Genomic DNA, 12,915 nt, shown 5'->3' with positions numbered 1-12,915 from the left:
GGCCCCGCTAGACCGGGGGCATGATCCGTACACTGCTTCCTTCCCTGATCCTCGCGTGGGCAGCCCTTGTGGCGGCGCCCGTGGCGGCGCATCCGCATATCTTCGTCGATGTCACCCATACGTTGTTGTTTGACGCGGAGGGGCGGCTGACCGGGGTGCGGGCGCGCTGGGATTATGATGAGATGTTCACCCTGCTGATGGTCGAGGATGGCAAATACGACATCAATGGTGACGGTGAGGTCGCGGGCGACGAGATCGCGGGGTTTCAGCATTGGGATGCCGATTGGCCGGCTGATTACACGGGGGACATCGAGATCACGCTCGATGGCGTGCCGGTGCCGCTGGCGGGGCCGGGGGATTGGGCCGCGGAATGGCATGACGGCCGCGCCGTATCGCTGCATACCCGCGCGTTGACGGCGCCGCTCGATCTGGCGGGAAAGGTGCTGTCGATCCGCCCCTATGACAAGGATTTCTACGTGGATTATGAAGTCGCTGCGCCGCCGCATTTCGAAGGGCGCAGCGATTGCACGGCAGAGGTGGTGGCGCCGGGGCCCAATCCGGTGTCGCAAAAGGTTGCGGATGCGATTGCCGCGCTGAGCCCGGATGTCACGCCCGAGGCGGCGGGGCTGCCATCCGTGGGGCGGCTTTATGCCGATGAGGAACGGGTGACATGCGGCAAGCCGTGACCGTGGCGGGGGCGCTGGTGCTGGCGGGGGCGGCGCTGGTGACCTGGCAGGCGGGCCTGATCACGCAGCTGCAACTGGACATCGTGGCGGCGCAGCGGGCGTTTCAGGCCCCTCTGGCCGCGGGCGTGCGGGCGCTGAAGGCGCAGCAGCCCGGCGCGGTGGCGGCGTTGATCTGGCTGGGCTTTCTCTATGGTGTGCTGCATGCGGCGGGGCCGGGGCATGGCAAAGTGGTGCTGGGCGGCTGGGCTTTTTCGGCGCGCGCGCGGCTGATCAAGGTTGCCGTGCTGACGCTGGCGGCGAGTCTGGCGCAATCCCTGGCGGCGATCGTGCTGGTTTTGGCGGGGGCATGGGCCTTTGGGCTCGGGCGCAGCGAGCTGACCGGTCTGGCCGAGGGACCGCTGTTGCGGGCGGGAGAATGGGCGCTGGTGGCGCTGGGCGTGTTCCTGATGCTGCGCGGCACCTGGCATCTGTGGCGCGAGATCCGCGCCCCCCGCCCCGATCAGGACTCCGGCCTTGCTCGCAGGCATGAGCGCAGCCAAGAGCACGGGCATGAGCACTGGCATGAGCAGGCACACAGTCATGACGCGGCCTGCGGTTGTGGCCATGCGCATGGGCCCGCCCCCGAGGTTGCCGCCCGTGCCTCGCTGCCCGAGGCGGTGATGCTGGTGGCCGGGGTGGCGTTGCGCCCCTGCACCGGGGCGGTATTTGTGATGCTGCTGACCGTGCTGATCGGCGCGCCGCTGGCCGGGGCGGCCGCGGTGTTGGCGATGGGTCTGGGCACCGCGATGGTGACGCTCGCGGTGGCGCTGCTCAGTGCGCGGCTGGGCACGCGCCTGCTGAGCGATGGGCGCGGGCGGGCGCTGCGCAGATGGGCGGATGCGGCGCAAATCGCGCTCGGCCTGCTGATTGTGGCGCTGTATCTCTGACGGTCCGGTGCTGCGGCCGGACCGCTGACAGGTGTGGGCGGCGTCCCTGATCTACGTGCGGCCCGCCTCCGGGGGGAGGCGGCTACCCGCGCGCGCTCAGGCGGCTTTCCCGCATCCGCCGCAGCGCGAGCGCGGCGAGGAACATGCCCGTCAGAATCAGCACGATGGTGGGCGCGGGTGCCGCATCCAGCCAGAACGACGCATAGACGCCGGTCACCCCCGCCAAAAGCGCGACGCCCACCGCCACCCGCAGCAGGCTGGCAAAGCGACGGGTGAGCAGAAAGGCGATGGCCCCCGGCGCAATCAGATAGGCCACCGAGAGGATCATGCCGACCGAAGAGAGCATCGCCACAATGGTCGCCGAGAGGATCGCCAGCAAACCGTAATGCAGCCAGACGACCGGCAGGCCGATCATCTTCGCCTGCACCGGATCGAAGCTATGCGCCAGAAAATCGCGCCATTTCACCCCCAGGATCAGCGCCACCCCGCCCGAGATCAGCCCGGCGGTCCACAGATCCTCTGCGTCCACCCCCAGCATATTGCCAAAGAGAATGTGATCGAGATGCAGCGCCGTCTCGACCTGAGTGTAGATCACGATGCCGAGGCCGAACATGCCGGAAAACACGACGCCCATCACCGTGTCCTGCTTGATCCGCGAATTGTCCTTGATGAACCCGGTGCCGAGCGCGCAGACGAGGCCCGCAAGGAAGGCGCCGATGATCAGCGGGATGCCCGCCAGGTAGGCCAGCACCACGCCCGGCAGCACCGCATGGCTGGTGGCATCGCCCATCAGCGACCAGCCCTTGAGCACCAGAAAGGCGCTGAGCATCGCGGCCGCTGGGGCAATCAGCACCACGATCAGCAAGGCGTTCTGCATGAAGGGGAACTGCAGCGGCAGCAACAAATTGTCCATCATGCGGCCTCCCGCAGCGCGGCCTTGCTGCGCGCGCGCGCGGCCAGCATCCCGTGTTTGGGGGCAAAGACCAGCGCGGTCAGAAACAGCCCGGTCTGCAGGCAAACGATTACGCCACCGGTCGCGCCGTCGAGAAAATAACTCAGATAGGCGCCGAATGCCGAGGTGAACGCGCCGATGGCGACCGAGAGCATCAGCAGCCGCGGGAAACGGTCCGTGAGCAGATAAGCGGTGGCACCGGGCGTCACCACCAGCGCGATGACGAGAAACGCCCCCACCGTCTGCATGGCGGCCACGGTCGAGGCCGAGAGCAGCGAGAAGAACACCAGCCGCAGCGCGGTGACATTCAGCCCGATGGAGCGGGCATGGCCTTCGTCAAAGAACACCGCCAGGAGATCGCGCCATTTCGCCAGCAGGATCACCAGCGACACACCGCCGATGATCGCCAGTTGCAGCGTGTCCTCGGGGGTGATCGCCAGAATATTGCCCATGATGATCGTCTGGATCGACACGGCCATCGGATTGACCGAGACCATGAACAGGCCCAGACCGAAGAAGGAGGTGAAGATCAGCCCGATCACCACATCCTCTTTCAGCCCCGAGGTCTGGCGCAGTAGCAGCATCGCCAGCGCGGCGAGGCCGCCGGAGAGGAAGGCACCAATCGCGAAGGGCAGGCCCAGCATATAGGCGCCCGCCACCCCCGGCACCACCGAATGCGAGAGCGCGTCGCCGATCAGCGACCAGCCCTTGAGCATCAGATAGGCCGAGAGAAAGGCGCAGACCGCCCCGACCAGCGCCGAGACCCAGATCGCATTGGTCATATAGCCGTAGTGAAAGGGTTCCAGCAGGATCATGACTGCCCCTTCACTGTGCGGGTACGGTCATCATAGATCACCAGCGGGCGCTCATCATCGGTGAAAATGTCCAGCTTGCGCGGGTCTTCATCGGCATGCAGCCGCGCCCCTTCCAGCAGGAAATGCCGCAACACGCCGCCAAAGGCCGCCCGCAGATGTTCGGGGGTAAACACCTCGGCGGTGGGGCCGCAGGCGAGCACGGTGCCCTTGACCAGCACCACGCGGTCGCAAAACTCCGGCACCGAGCCAAGGTTATGGGTGGCGACCAGCATCACCCGCCCCTCGGCGCGCAGGTCGCGCAGGAGCGCGATGATCTGCTCTTCGGTCTTCACATCGACGCCGGTGAAGGGTTCGTCGAGGAGGATCACCTGCGCATCCTGCGCCAGGGCCCGCGCCAAAAACACGCGTTTCTTCTGGCCGCCAGACAGTTCGCCAATCTGACGATCCCGGAATTCGGTCATATTGACCCGCGTCAGCGCGGCGGTGACCGCCGCATGATCGGCCGCGCGCGGGCGGCGCAAAAAGCCCATATGCCCGTAGCGCCCCATCATCACCACATCTTCCACCAGCACCGGGAAGGTCCAGTCGACCTCTTCGGCCTGCGGCACATAGGCGACGGCCTGCGCCTTCATCATCGCGCGCACCGGCTGTCCGAGGATCTCGATCTGTCCGGCCGAGACCGGCACAAAACCCATCAAGGCCTTGAACAGCGTTGATTTTCCCGCCCCGTTCACCCCGACAAGCGCGGTGATCGTGCCGCGCGGGATCGTAAAACTCGCGTCGCGCAGCGCGGTGTGCCCGTTGCGATAGGTGACCGTCAGCCCCTCGGCGCGGATGCCGTCGTCGCTCATGGTTGCAGCCCTTTGAGGATGGTTTCTGCCGTCACCCGCAGCAGGTCCAGATAGCTTGGCACCGGGCCATCCGCCTCCGACGTGCTGTCGACATAGAGAACGCCGCCATAGGCCGCGCCGGTCTCGCGGGCGACCTGCCGCGCGGGTTTGTCCGAGACGGTGCTTTCCGAGAAAACCGCCGGGATCTTGTGGTCGCGCACCGCGTCAATCACCGCGCGCACCTGCTGCGGCGTGCCCTGTGCATCGGCATTGATCGGCCAGAGATAGACCTCATGCAGGCCAAAATCACGGGCGAGATAGGAAAAAGCGCCCTCAGAGGTGACCAGCCAGCGGCGCTCTTCGGGCAGGGCGCGGGCGGCATCGCGCAGCGGGCCGATCACCGCCTCGAGCTGTGCCTGATAGGCGGTCGCATTGGCGGCATAGGTGGCGGCATTCTCCGGATCGGCTTTGCTCAGCGCATCGCGGATATTGTCGATGTAGATGCGGGCGGAATCGAGCGCCATCCAGGCATGCGGGTTGGGTTTCCCGTCATATTCGCCGCCGGAAATCGCCATCGGCTCCACCCCGTCCGAGATGGTCGCGGCGGGCACGTCACGCAGATTGCCAAAGAATTGCTCGAACCAGCGCTCGAGATTCAAGCCGTTCCACAGGATCAGATCGGCCCCCTGCGCGCGGACCAGATCGCGCGGGGTCGGCTCATAGCCGTGAATCTCGGCGCCCGGCCGGGTGATCGAGACCACTTCAGCCGCATCTCCCGCCACATTCTGCGCCATATCGGCGATCACCGTGAAGGTCGTGACAACCTTCAGCTTGTCGCGCGCCGCAGTCGGCCCCGCGATCCCCGCCACCGCAAGCGCCGCCACCATCGCCCAAACTGCCTGCCTGCCCAGCATCGTGCTCTCCCAATCGCATTCTTTGCCTTCTTGCATCTAGGAATGATTTGCAACTGTCAAGGCATATGCAAATGATTTGCATCTGGGGCTTGCGTCCTGCGGCCAAATTGCGCGAAAACCGGGCGATGACCGATATTGCCCGCAGAACCGAAAATCTGACCGCCGCCCTTCGCCGGGCGGGCGTGCGCATCACCCGCCAGCGGGAGGCGCTGGTGTCGGTATTGGCCGAAGCGGCGGATCATCCGGAGGCGACGGAACTGTTGCGCCGTGCCGAAGCGGTGGTGCCGGGGATCTCGCTCTCGACGGTCTACCGCACGCTGACCGAGCTGGAGGCCCAGGGCATGATCATGCGGCACCAGTTTGAAGGGGCGCCCGCGCGGTTTGAGCATGCCGAGACCCAGCATCACGACCACATGATTGATGTCGACACCGGCGCCGTGGTCGAATTTGCCAGCGCCCAGATCGAGAAGCTGCAGGCCGAGATTGCCGAGGCGATGGGCTATGAAATTGTCCACCATCGGCTGGAGTTGTATGTGCGCAAGAAATCCGCCGCCCATCCTCAGGACTGACGGGTTTTGCCCCGGCAGATCGCGGCGGGGGGGACGTCAAACGGCCACGGCAGGCGGCATAAAAAAGGGGCAGCCTGCGCTGCCCCTTGCCACATCAGGCGCGGCCATCCTGGCGTTCAATGCGCGAGCATTTCATGGGTGATCTCGTCGGCGGTCATCTGCGCAGGGTAATAGGTTGGCCAGCGCGTCACCTCGCCCAGCAGTGCCTGCCGGTCATCCCCCCAATAGAGGTGAAAATGCCCGGCCTTGACCGGTGCAATCGCATGATCGCTGAACTGAATGAAACCGGGCGCGGCGGCATCGCCTCCGGTTTTGCGGAAGATGAAGCGCACGCCGCGATTGCCTTTGGCATAGGTCAGGATCTCATGGCCGTCCGGGACATACTGCCCCTGCACCGCGCCCGCCGCGTCGTGGAATGTAGCGGTGCTTTCCGTGATCTCGATCCGTGCGACATCGGTTTGATAGCCCGTCTCGTAATAGGCGCGGTAGGCGGCGGCGGATTTATCGCCATGCTCGGCCTTATGCGCCATCACCGGATCCAGCGCGCCGCTTTGCAACAGCGGATAGACCGATTGCCAGTCGCCCGCCCAATCCGTCAAGGGCCGGTCCGCCACCTGAGCATCCTCAAAATAGCCGTCATAAACCGAGGGCGCCGCATGCGCATGATCGTGGCTTTGCTGTGCCAGTGCCGGGCCCGATACCAGGATCATCGCACCGACAATCCATGCTCCGAGGGGGTTCGACATCTTTTGCCTCCAATAATGTAATGTTATCACGTTACACCTAATGGCAAAACAGACGCCGGATGGCAAGAGATGATCTGGTGTGGTGGCGCTCAGGGCGGCGGCGCGGGGAAAGCAACCGGCTCCCAACCTCAGCGTCGCGGGCGCCGGGGCGCAGGCTGCGCAGGACGAGGGGGCCCCGTGTGCCCCCGGTGCGCGAAGAGCGGGGGCCCTCTGGTATCGACCGCAGGCGGGAGGGTTGCGCCCCGCCTGCGGATGTGGCGCCCCTGATGCGGGGGCGCCGCCCGCCACGGCTTAGTGGACAATCTGGCGCAGAAACTTTCGCGTGCGCGGATTGACGGGGGCGGTGAAAAACGGCTCCGGCGCGGCCTCTTCGATGATCTGGCCCTCGGCCATGAAAATCACCCGGTCGGCAACGCGGCGCGCAAAGCCCATTTCATGCGTCACCACCACCATCGTCATGCCCTCCTCGGCGAGGTGGATCATCGTGTCGAGCACTTCGCCGATCATCTCGGGGTCAAGGGCGCTTGTCGGTTCGTCAAACAGCATGATTTTCGGCCGCATGCAAAGCGCGCGGGCGATGGCGACGCGTTGCTGTTGTCCGCCCGACAGCTGGCCGGGAAATTTGCTCGCCTGTTCCGGGATGCGGACCCGTGCCAGAAAATGCCGGGCCCGCTCTTCGGCCTCGCCACGCGGGGTCTTGCGGGCAAGGATCTGCGGAAGGGCGCAGTTTTCCAGCACGGTCAGATGCGGGAACAGATTGAAATGCTGAAAGACCATGCCCACCTCGCGCCGCACCGCATCAAGGTTTTTCAAGTCATCGTCCAGCGTCACGCCGCCAACGCGGATCAGCCCCGACTGATGCTCTTCCAACCGGTTGAGACAGCGGATCAGCGTTGATTTCCCCGACCCCGAGGGGCCGCAGATCACGATCCGCTCGCCCTCGGCCACGGTCAGGTCGACGTCGCGCAGCGCGTGATAGCTGCCGTACCATTTGTTCAGCGCGGTGACAGTGATCGCGGTCATGCATAGGCCTTTCGTTTGACGCCGCGCTCCAGCCAGCGCGCGTAGAGGGAGATCGAGACGCAAATCGCGAAATAGATGGCCGCGATGAACAGATAGGTCTCGGTGAAGGGGGCAGGCCAGGCCGGGTCGCCCGCCGCCGCGCGGCCGGCCCCCAGCATGTCGAAGACACCGACGATCATCACCAGCGAGGTGTTCTTGACCATCACGATGGCGGTGTTGGTCAGCGGCGGGATCACCTTCTGGATCGCCTGCGGCAAGATGATGTGCCAGATCATTTTCCAATAGGGGATGCCCAACGCCTGCGCCGCCTCTGCCTGCCCCCGGCCGAGGCCCTGCAGCCCGCCGCGCAGCACCTCGGCCAGATAGGCCGCCGCAAAGATCGTCAGGGCCGCAACCGTCCGGCCCAGCTTGTCGATGCTCCAGTCGGCGGGCAGGAGCAGGGGCAAGAGGATCGCTGCCACGAACAGCAGCCCCACCAGCGGCAGCCCGCGCACCAGTTCGATCGTGCAGACCGACACTGCTTTGACAACTGGCAGGCCAGATTGGCGGCCCAGCGCCAGCAGCACGGCGAGCGGAAAGCCCAGGCCGAGCGACAGCACCGCCAGCAACAGCGTCACCGGCAGCCCGCCCCATTGCGCGGTGGGCACCACGTCCAGGCCGGGGGGGCCGCCGTGCATCAGCACCAGCATCAACGCGATCGCGCCGCCCCACAGGAGCATCAGGCGGCCGTTCCAGAACCGCGGCAAGAGCGAGGCCATCACCATGGCAAGGATCAGCACCATCACCAGAATGGGCCGCCATTGCTGGTCCGGCGGATAGATCCCGAACAGGATCAGCCGCGCCTTGTCGTGCAGATAGGCCCAGCAGGCACCGCTGGCCTGCCGGCAGCTGTCAGCGTCGCCGTGCCAGTCGGCGCTGACAAAGGCCCAGTCGAGCGCGGGCAGCACTGCCATCAGCAGCCCGGTGACGCCGAGGGTGATGGTGACGGAAACCGCATCGCCAAAGAGGAGGCGCAGCAAGGGCCGCCGGGATTTCGGCGGCGCGGGGCGGGGGGCAACGACATGATGTTCCATCAGCGCACCACGATCGCCACACGGGCGTTATACCAGTTCATCACCACAGAGACCGAAAGTGAAATGGTGAGGAACACAGCCAGCATGATCAGCAGGCTTTCAATCGCTTGCCCGGTCTGGTTGATCACGGTGTTCACCACCAGCCCCAGTTCCGGATAGCCGACGGCCAGCGCCAGTGTCGTGTTCTTCACGGTGGACATGTATTGTGAGGTCAGCGGCGGAATGATCACCCGCAACGCCTGCGGCAGGATGATGCGGCGCAGCGTCACGCGGTCGCTCAGCCCCAACGCGCGGCCTGCCTCCCATTGGCCGGAGGCAATCGCCTCAATGCCGCCGCGGATGATCTCGCCGATGAAGGCGGCGGTGTAGAGGATGAGGCCCAGCATCAGCGCCGCGAATTCCGGCGAGAGGCGGAGACCGCCGTTGAAGGTCAAGCCCTGCAGTTCCGGCACCGAAACGCGGGCCTGCATCATCACCAGCGACAGGGTGAAGGTCGCGAGGGCCGCGACCACCGCGCGCCGGGGGACCCGGCGGCAGAGAAGCGCCACCCCCCCGGCCACTGCCACCGCCAGCGCGAGGTCGGCGGCGGGCAGGGCGGGCAGAAAGATGCCGCGCTGGGTCAGAAACACGCCGGGCAGCGGCTCCCATGCCGCGCGGGGCGCGGGGAAGCTGGCGGTGGCCAGCGCATACCAGAACAACAGCTGCACGATCAGCGGCAGGTTCCGCATCAGCCCGACATAGCCCGCCGCCAGTCCGGACAGCAGCGGATGCCGCGAGCGCCCGGCAAGGCCGACGCCAAGCCCCAGCACCGTCGCGCCGATGATCGCGAGGGCCGAGATCCACAGCGTATTCCCCAGCCCGACGACATAGGCCCACAGAAAACTGTCCTGCGGATCATAGGGCAGCAGGCTCTCGGAAATCGGGAACCGCGCGGAGCGGTTCAGAAAGTCAAAACCGACGCGGATACCGCGTTCTGTCAGGTTTTGTACGGCGTTGTGGCCGATCCACACCAAGACCAAAGCCACCGCGGCGATGAGGGCGATCTGAATCAGACCGCCCCGCACCCGCGCATCGCGAAGAAGGCGCATCTTACTGGAAGGTCAGCGGGAACATCAGCCCGCCGTCTTTGTAGAGCGCGTTCGCGCCGCGCGCGAGTTTGAGCGGGCTGCCCGCGCCGAGATTGCGGTCAAAGATTTCGCCGTAATTGCCGAGCGCGCGGATGATATTGGCGGCAAAATCCTCGGAGAGGCCAAGGGCCGCCCCATTGCCCGCGTCGAGGCCCAGAAAACGGCGCACCCGCGGGTCCTTGCTGTCCGCAAACCTATCCACATTCTGCGATGTGATCCCGAGAAGCTCGGCGGTTTTCAACGCTTCGATCGACCAGGTGACGATGTCTTTCCACTGGTTGTCGCCATGCCGCACCGCGGGCGTCAGCGCGTCCATATAGTCGGTGGCCGGAAAGATCACATAGTCATCCGGGTTCTCGGCCTGCGTCGCGCGCACCGAGGCCAGCGCCGCCGCATCGGTGATCAGCGCGTCACAGCGCCCCGAGAAAAACGCCTGCCGGGTGGCGGAGGTGTTGTCAAACACCACCGGCTCCAGCCCCAGCCCCAGCTTGTCCGAGACATCGGCCACCACAACTTCGGTGGTCGAGCCGGTCTGCACGCAAACGGCGGCGCCTGCCATCTCTTCGACCTTGGTGACGCCCAGCGATTTCGGCACCATGAAGCCGGTGAACTCATAGTAATTCGGGCTGGTGAAATCGATGCCATTCGCGTCGCGCTGCAGGGTCCAGGTCAGGGTGCGGGGCAGCAGGTCTATCTCGCCCGTCTGCAGGGCGGGGATGCGCTGCTGACCCGAGAGCGGCACGAAATCCACCGCATCCTTGTCGCCCAGGACCGCCACCGCCACCGCGCGGCAGGTCTCGACGTCAAGGCCGCGCCAGATGCCATTGCTGTCGGGCGCGCCAAACCCGACGGTGCCCTGACTGGCGCCACAGATCAGCCGGCCCCGCTCTTGCACGGTTTCCAACGTGGTTGCCGCTTGGGCGACGACCGGCACGGACAGCGCAAGCGCCGCGAGGGTAAGATGTTTCATGGTGACCTCTCTCTGGGTTCGGGACGTTCAGACGTCCGCTTTTTCGGGGGTAAGGATGGCGCAGAAGGCGTCGAGATCCGCGCGCAGATCCGCCGGATCTTCGAGGCCGATCTGCAGCCGCAGGATGGTTTTGGCGTTGCGCGGATGTGGGGTGGCGCGGCTGATGGTCATCGGGGCCATCAGGCTGCGGGTGCCGCCCCAGCTGGCGCCAATCGCGAAGACTCGGAGCGCATCAAGGGCGGCGTTCAGACGGGTGGCATCGGGCAGGACCACGCTGAAGACGCCGCTCGCGCCCGCGAAATCGCGTTTGAACAGGCTGTGGCCGGGGCAGGAGGGCAGGGCGGGGTGCAGCACCTCGCCGATGCCGCGGGCCGACAGCGTTTGCGCGATCTCCAGCGCGACGCGGCCCTGATGCGCCAGGCGCACGGCCATCGTCTCGATCCCGCGCAGGGCAAGCGCCACGGCATCGGGCGGCACGCCCAGGCCCAGCATGCGCATCTGATCGCGCATGAGGCGGCGCAAACCGGCATCCGCCACGCTGACCGACCCCATCAACAGGTCGGAATGGCCACCGACATATTTCGTCAGCGCCTGCATCGAGAAATCCACCCCATGCGCCAGTGGTTTGAACAGCAATGGCGTGGCCCAGGTGTTGTCGATGCCCGTGCGGATGCCGTGCCGCCCGGCCAGCGCAACGATGGCGGGCACATCCTGCACCTCCATCGTGGTCGAGCCGGGGGATTCCATCCAGATCAGCTTCACGCTGGCGTCGATCTGCGCCGCAAGATCGCCCGCATCGGGGCGGTAGATCCGGTGGCCGATCCCCAGCGGGCCGAGGAAGTTCTGGCAAAAGCCGAGCACCGGCGGATAGGCGCTGTCGGGGATCATCACCGTGTCACCGGGCTTGAGCATCGCCAGGAACACCACCGCAATCGCGGCCTGCCCCGAGGGGAGCAGCACGGTATGTTGCCCGCCTTCCAGCGCGGTCAGCTGCGCCTCCAGCACGCGGTTGGTGGGCGTGCCGTGCAGCCCGTAGGAATAGCCGTCCAGATCGCGCTGGCCGCGGGTGGCATAAGCGGCCGCATCCGGAAACACGATGGTCGAGGCCCGATGTGTGGGCACCGTCAGGCTGGCATAGCCCGCTTCGGAAATGACGGGATGGATCGGGCAAAGGGTGGCGTCGCGCATGGGGCAGGTCCTGTTCTACGTCTCCCCAAGACAAACCCGACGGGGGACAGTAAAACAACTGATGCACAGGCATAGATCTATGCGCTAAGGTAATAGGATGAACTTCCGGCAACTCGAAGCTTTCCACACCGTCATGATCTCCGGCTCCACCGTGCGGGCGGCGGAGCTGATGAACGTTACCCAGCCCGCGGTCAGCCGCAGCATTGCGGAGCTCGAGCAATCGCTGGGGTTCTTGCTGTTTGACCGGGTGCGGGGGCGGCTGGTGCCGACACCGGAAGGGCAGATGTTCTTTCGCGATGTCAGCGAAAGCTACATCGGGCTGGACCGGCTGCGCTCTGCCGCCGCCGCGATCCGCGAATATGGCTCGGGTCTGTTGCGCATCGGCAGCCTGTCCGCGCTGGCGGCGACGCTGGTCCCGAAAGCGGTGCAGGCGTTTCGCGCAGACAATCCGAAGATCCGCATCACCTTGCAGGTCTCCGGCTCGGCGGCGATCCGCAATCAGGTGGCGGACGGGCAGCTGGATCTGGGGCTGGCCGCCGATGAGATCGACGTGTCGGGCGTTGATGCGCAGCCCTTCGCCAGCTTTCCCGGGGTGATCGCGATGCCCCCCGATCACCCGCTGACCCGCGCCAAAACCCTGACACCGGCGGATTTGGCGGGGGTGCCCCTGATCGGGCTGACCCCGGAGGATCGCGCCAGACACCGCTTTGATCAGGCGCTGGCAGAGGCGGGTGTGACGCCCAGCTACATCATCGAGACGGCGAATTCCTCAACCATTTGCGCGCTGGCGCTGGCGGGGGATGCCGTCGGCCTCGTCAATCCCTTGTCGACCGAAGGTTTTACCGAACGCGGGCTGGTGTTGCGCCCCTTCCTGCCCAAGGTGGCGTTCCGGTCCTTGCTGCTCTTTCGCCCGGACAGCCAGCGCGCGCGTCTGGTACGTGACTTCGCCCGGCATCTGTTCGCCACGCGCAACAGCCTGCGCTTTGAGGAGGGCTGACGTCCGGTCTCGGATGCGGCGCGTGCCGGGGCTGCGGTGCGGCGCCGCGGGCCGCAGCCCCGCATGAGGCGCTTTGATGGGCGAAACCCTCTGCCAACT

At 65.9% G+C, this 12,915-nt stretch carries 14 protein-coding genes; 4 read left to right on the top strand and 10 right to left on the bottom strand.

Translation table 11 applies throughout. The features are described from left to right. The first annotated feature begins 20 nt into the window (after positions 1 to 20). Entirely contained in the window at positions 21 to 686 is a 666-nt protein-coding gene (locus tag ACEN2S_RS01110) for a DUF1007 family protein (RefSeq protein WP_441861232.1), read from the top strand. Continuing rightward, a complete protein-coding gene (locus ACEN2S_RS01105; protein ID WP_441861229.1) occupies positions 671 to 1,612 on the top strand; it encodes a nickel/cobalt transporter in 942 nt (313 codons plus the stop codon). Before ACEN2S_RS01110 ends, ACEN2S_RS01105 begins: the two co-directional genes overlap by 16 nt. Positions 1,613 to 1,694: 82 nt before the next feature. On the opposite strand, the gene ACEN2S_RS01100 is transcribed toward ACEN2S_RS01105, so the two are convergent. Genes ACEN2S_RS01100 through ACEN2S_RS01085 form a run of 4 tightly spaced genes read right to left on the bottom strand, consistent with a single transcriptional unit; the run spans position 1,695 to position 5,123 of the window. Next, positions 1,695 to 2,525 carry a metal ABC transporter permease gene (locus ACEN2S_RS01100; RefSeq protein WP_441861825.1) on the bottom strand — a complete coding sequence of 277 codons (831 nt, stop codon included), beginning with the start codon at positions 2,523 to 2,525 and terminating at the stop codon, positions 1,695 to 1,697. After that, the gene (locus ACEN2S_RS01095; RefSeq protein WP_441861226.1) at positions 2,525 to 3,379 is read right to left on the bottom strand and encodes a metal ABC transporter permease; all 855 of its coding nucleotides are present in this window, start codon (positions 3,377 to 3,379) and stop codon (positions 2,525 to 2,527) included. The genes ACEN2S_RS01100 and ACEN2S_RS01095 overlap by 1 nt, the downstream gene beginning before the upstream one ends. After that, positions 3,376 to 4,230 carry a manganese/iron ABC transporter ATP-binding protein gene (locus ACEN2S_RS01090; RefSeq protein ID WP_441861223.1) on the bottom strand — a complete coding sequence of 285 codons (855 nt, stop codon included), beginning with the start codon at positions 4,228 to 4,230 and terminating at the stop codon, positions 3,376 to 3,378. The genes ACEN2S_RS01095 and ACEN2S_RS01090 overlap by 4 nt, the downstream gene beginning before the upstream one ends. Continuing rightward, the gene (locus ACEN2S_RS01085; RefSeq protein WP_441861220.1) at positions 4,227 to 5,123 is read right to left on the bottom strand and encodes a metal ABC transporter substrate-binding protein; all 897 of its coding nucleotides are present in this window, start codon (positions 5,121 to 5,123) and stop codon (positions 4,227 to 4,229) included. Before ACEN2S_RS01085 ends, ACEN2S_RS01090 begins: the two co-directional genes overlap by 4 nt. A gap of 125 nt (positions 5,124 to 5,248) precedes the next feature. Here ACEN2S_RS01085 and ACEN2S_RS01080 point away from each other — a divergent pair, with 125 nt between their 5' ends. Beyond that, complete coding sequence (locus ACEN2S_RS01080; RefSeq protein WP_441861217.1) at positions 5,249 to 5,692, top strand: Fur family transcriptional regulator; 444 nt, start codon at positions 5,249 to 5,251, stop codon at positions 5,690 to 5,692. Positions 5,693 to 5,808: 116 nt separating this feature from the next. Here ACEN2S_RS01080 and ACEN2S_RS01075 read toward each other — a convergent pair whose 3' ends face one another. The 6 genes from ACEN2S_RS01075 to ACEN2S_RS01050 all read right to left on the bottom strand — a co-directional run bounded on the left by ACEN2S_RS01075 (position 5,809) and on the right by ACEN2S_RS01050 (position 11,819). Further along, positions 5,809 to 6,438: a ZinT family metal-binding protein gene (locus ACEN2S_RS01075; protein WP_441861214.1), complete on the bottom strand. Its 630-nt coding sequence runs from the start codon at positions 6,436 to 6,438 to the stop codon at positions 5,809 to 5,811. A gap of 291 nt (positions 6,439 to 6,729) precedes the next feature. After that, the gene (locus tag ACEN2S_RS01070) at positions 6,730 to 7,461 is read right to left on the bottom strand and encodes an amino acid ABC transporter ATP-binding protein (RefSeq protein WP_441861212.1); all 732 of its coding nucleotides are present in this window, start codon (positions 7,459 to 7,461) and stop codon (positions 6,730 to 6,732) included. Next, positions 7,458 to 8,534 (bottom strand): amino acid ABC transporter permease, encoded by a 1,077-nt coding sequence (locus ACEN2S_RS01065; protein ID WP_441861210.1) that lies wholly within the window; start codon positions 8,532 to 8,534, stop codon positions 7,458 to 7,460. Before ACEN2S_RS01065 ends, ACEN2S_RS01070 begins: the two co-directional genes overlap by 4 nt. Beyond that, positions 8,534 to 9,622 carry an amino acid ABC transporter permease gene (locus ACEN2S_RS01060; protein WP_441861208.1) on the bottom strand — a complete coding sequence of 363 codons (1,089 nt, stop codon included), beginning with the start codon at positions 9,620 to 9,622 and terminating at the stop codon, positions 8,534 to 8,536. The genes ACEN2S_RS01065 and ACEN2S_RS01060 overlap by 1 nt, the downstream gene beginning before the upstream one ends. Position 9,623: 1 nt before the next feature. After that, a complete protein-coding gene (locus ACEN2S_RS01055; protein WP_441861206.1) occupies positions 9,624 to 10,631 on the bottom strand; it encodes an amino acid ABC transporter substrate-binding protein in 1,008 nt (335 codons plus the stop codon). A gap of 27 nt (positions 10,632 to 10,658) precedes the next feature. Then, the gene (locus tag ACEN2S_RS01050) at positions 10,659 to 11,819 is read right to left on the bottom strand and encodes a trans-sulfuration enzyme family protein (protein ID WP_441861204.1); all 1,161 of its coding nucleotides are present in this window, start codon (positions 11,817 to 11,819) and stop codon (positions 10,659 to 10,661) included. A 97-nt stretch (positions 11,820 to 11,916) separates the two neighbouring features. On the opposite strand from ACEN2S_RS01050, the gene ACEN2S_RS01045 reads away from it, so the two are divergent. Continuing rightward, positions 11,917 to 12,816 carry a LysR substrate-binding domain-containing protein gene (locus ACEN2S_RS01045; RefSeq protein ID WP_441861202.1) on the top strand — a complete coding sequence of 300 codons (900 nt, stop codon included), beginning with the start codon at positions 11,917 to 11,919 and terminating at the stop codon, positions 12,814 to 12,816. Positions 12,817 to 12,915 lie beyond the last annotated feature (99 nt).

The sequence above is a fragment of the Phaeovulum sp. W22_SRMD_FR3 genome (assembly GCF_052113705.1).
In the GTDB taxonomy this organism is placed as follows: Bacteria; Pseudomonadota; Alphaproteobacteria; order Rhodobacterales; family Rhodobacteraceae; genus JBGQOG01.
Note: the sequence above shows the minus strand (reverse complement) of the source record. Positions and strands in the feature narration are given on the sequence as shown.

What these genes read in the sequence shown, in the direction of transcription:
- ACEN2S_RS01105 (WP_441861229.1), top strand. Translation starts at nt 671, where the DNA reads ATGCGGCAAGCCGTGACCGTGGCGGGGGCGCTGGTGCTGGCGGGGGCG.
- ACEN2S_RS01060 (WP_441861208.1), bottom strand. Translation starts at nt 9,622, where the DNA reads ATGCGCCTTCTTCGCGATGCGCGGGTGCGGGGCGGTCTGATTCAGATC.
- ACEN2S_RS01045 (WP_441861202.1), top strand. Translation starts at nt 11,917, where the DNA reads ATGAACTTCCGGCAACTCGAAGCTTTCCACACCGTCATGATCTCCGGC.
- ACEN2S_RS01110 (WP_441861232.1), top strand. Translation starts at nt 21, where the DNA reads ATGATCCGTACACTGCTTCCTTCCCTGATCCTCGCGTGGGCAGCCCTT.
- ACEN2S_RS01095 (WP_441861226.1), bottom strand. Translation starts at nt 3,379, where the DNA reads ATGATCCTGCTGGAACCCTTTCACTACGGCTATATGACCAATGCGATC.
- ACEN2S_RS01065 (WP_441861210.1), bottom strand. Translation starts at nt 8,534, where the DNA reads ATGGAACATCATGTCGTTGCCCCCCGCCCCGCGCCGCCGAAATCCCGG.
- ACEN2S_RS01085 (WP_441861220.1), bottom strand. Translation starts at nt 5,123, where the DNA reads ATGCTGGGCAGGCAGGCAGTTTGGGCGATGGTGGCGGCGCTTGCGGTG.
- ACEN2S_RS01090 (WP_441861223.1), bottom strand. Translation starts at nt 4,230, where the DNA reads ATGAGCGACGACGGCATCCGCGCCGAGGGGCTGACGGTCACCTATCGC.
- ACEN2S_RS01100 (WP_441861825.1), bottom strand. Translation starts at nt 2,525, where the DNA reads ATGGACAATTTGTTGCTGCCGCTGCAGTTCCCCTTCATGCAGAACGCC.
- ACEN2S_RS01050 (WP_441861204.1), bottom strand. Translation starts at nt 11,819, where the DNA reads ATGCGCGACGCCACCCTTTGCCCGATCCATCCCGTCATTTCCGAAGCG.
- ACEN2S_RS01070 (WP_441861212.1), bottom strand. Translation starts at nt 7,461, where the DNA reads ATGACCGCGATCACTGTCACCGCGCTGAACAAATGGTACGGCAGCTAT.
- ACEN2S_RS01075 (WP_441861214.1), bottom strand. Translation starts at nt 6,438, where the DNA reads ATGTCGAACCCCCTCGGAGCATGGATTGTCGGTGCGATGATCCTGGTA.
- ACEN2S_RS01055 (WP_441861206.1), bottom strand. Translation starts at nt 10,631, where the DNA reads ATGAAACATCTTACCCTCGCGGCGCTTGCGCTGTCCGTGCCGGTCGTC.
- ACEN2S_RS01080 (WP_441861217.1), top strand. Translation starts at nt 5,249, where the DNA reads ATGACCGATATTGCCCGCAGAACCGAAAATCTGACCGCCGCCCTTCGC.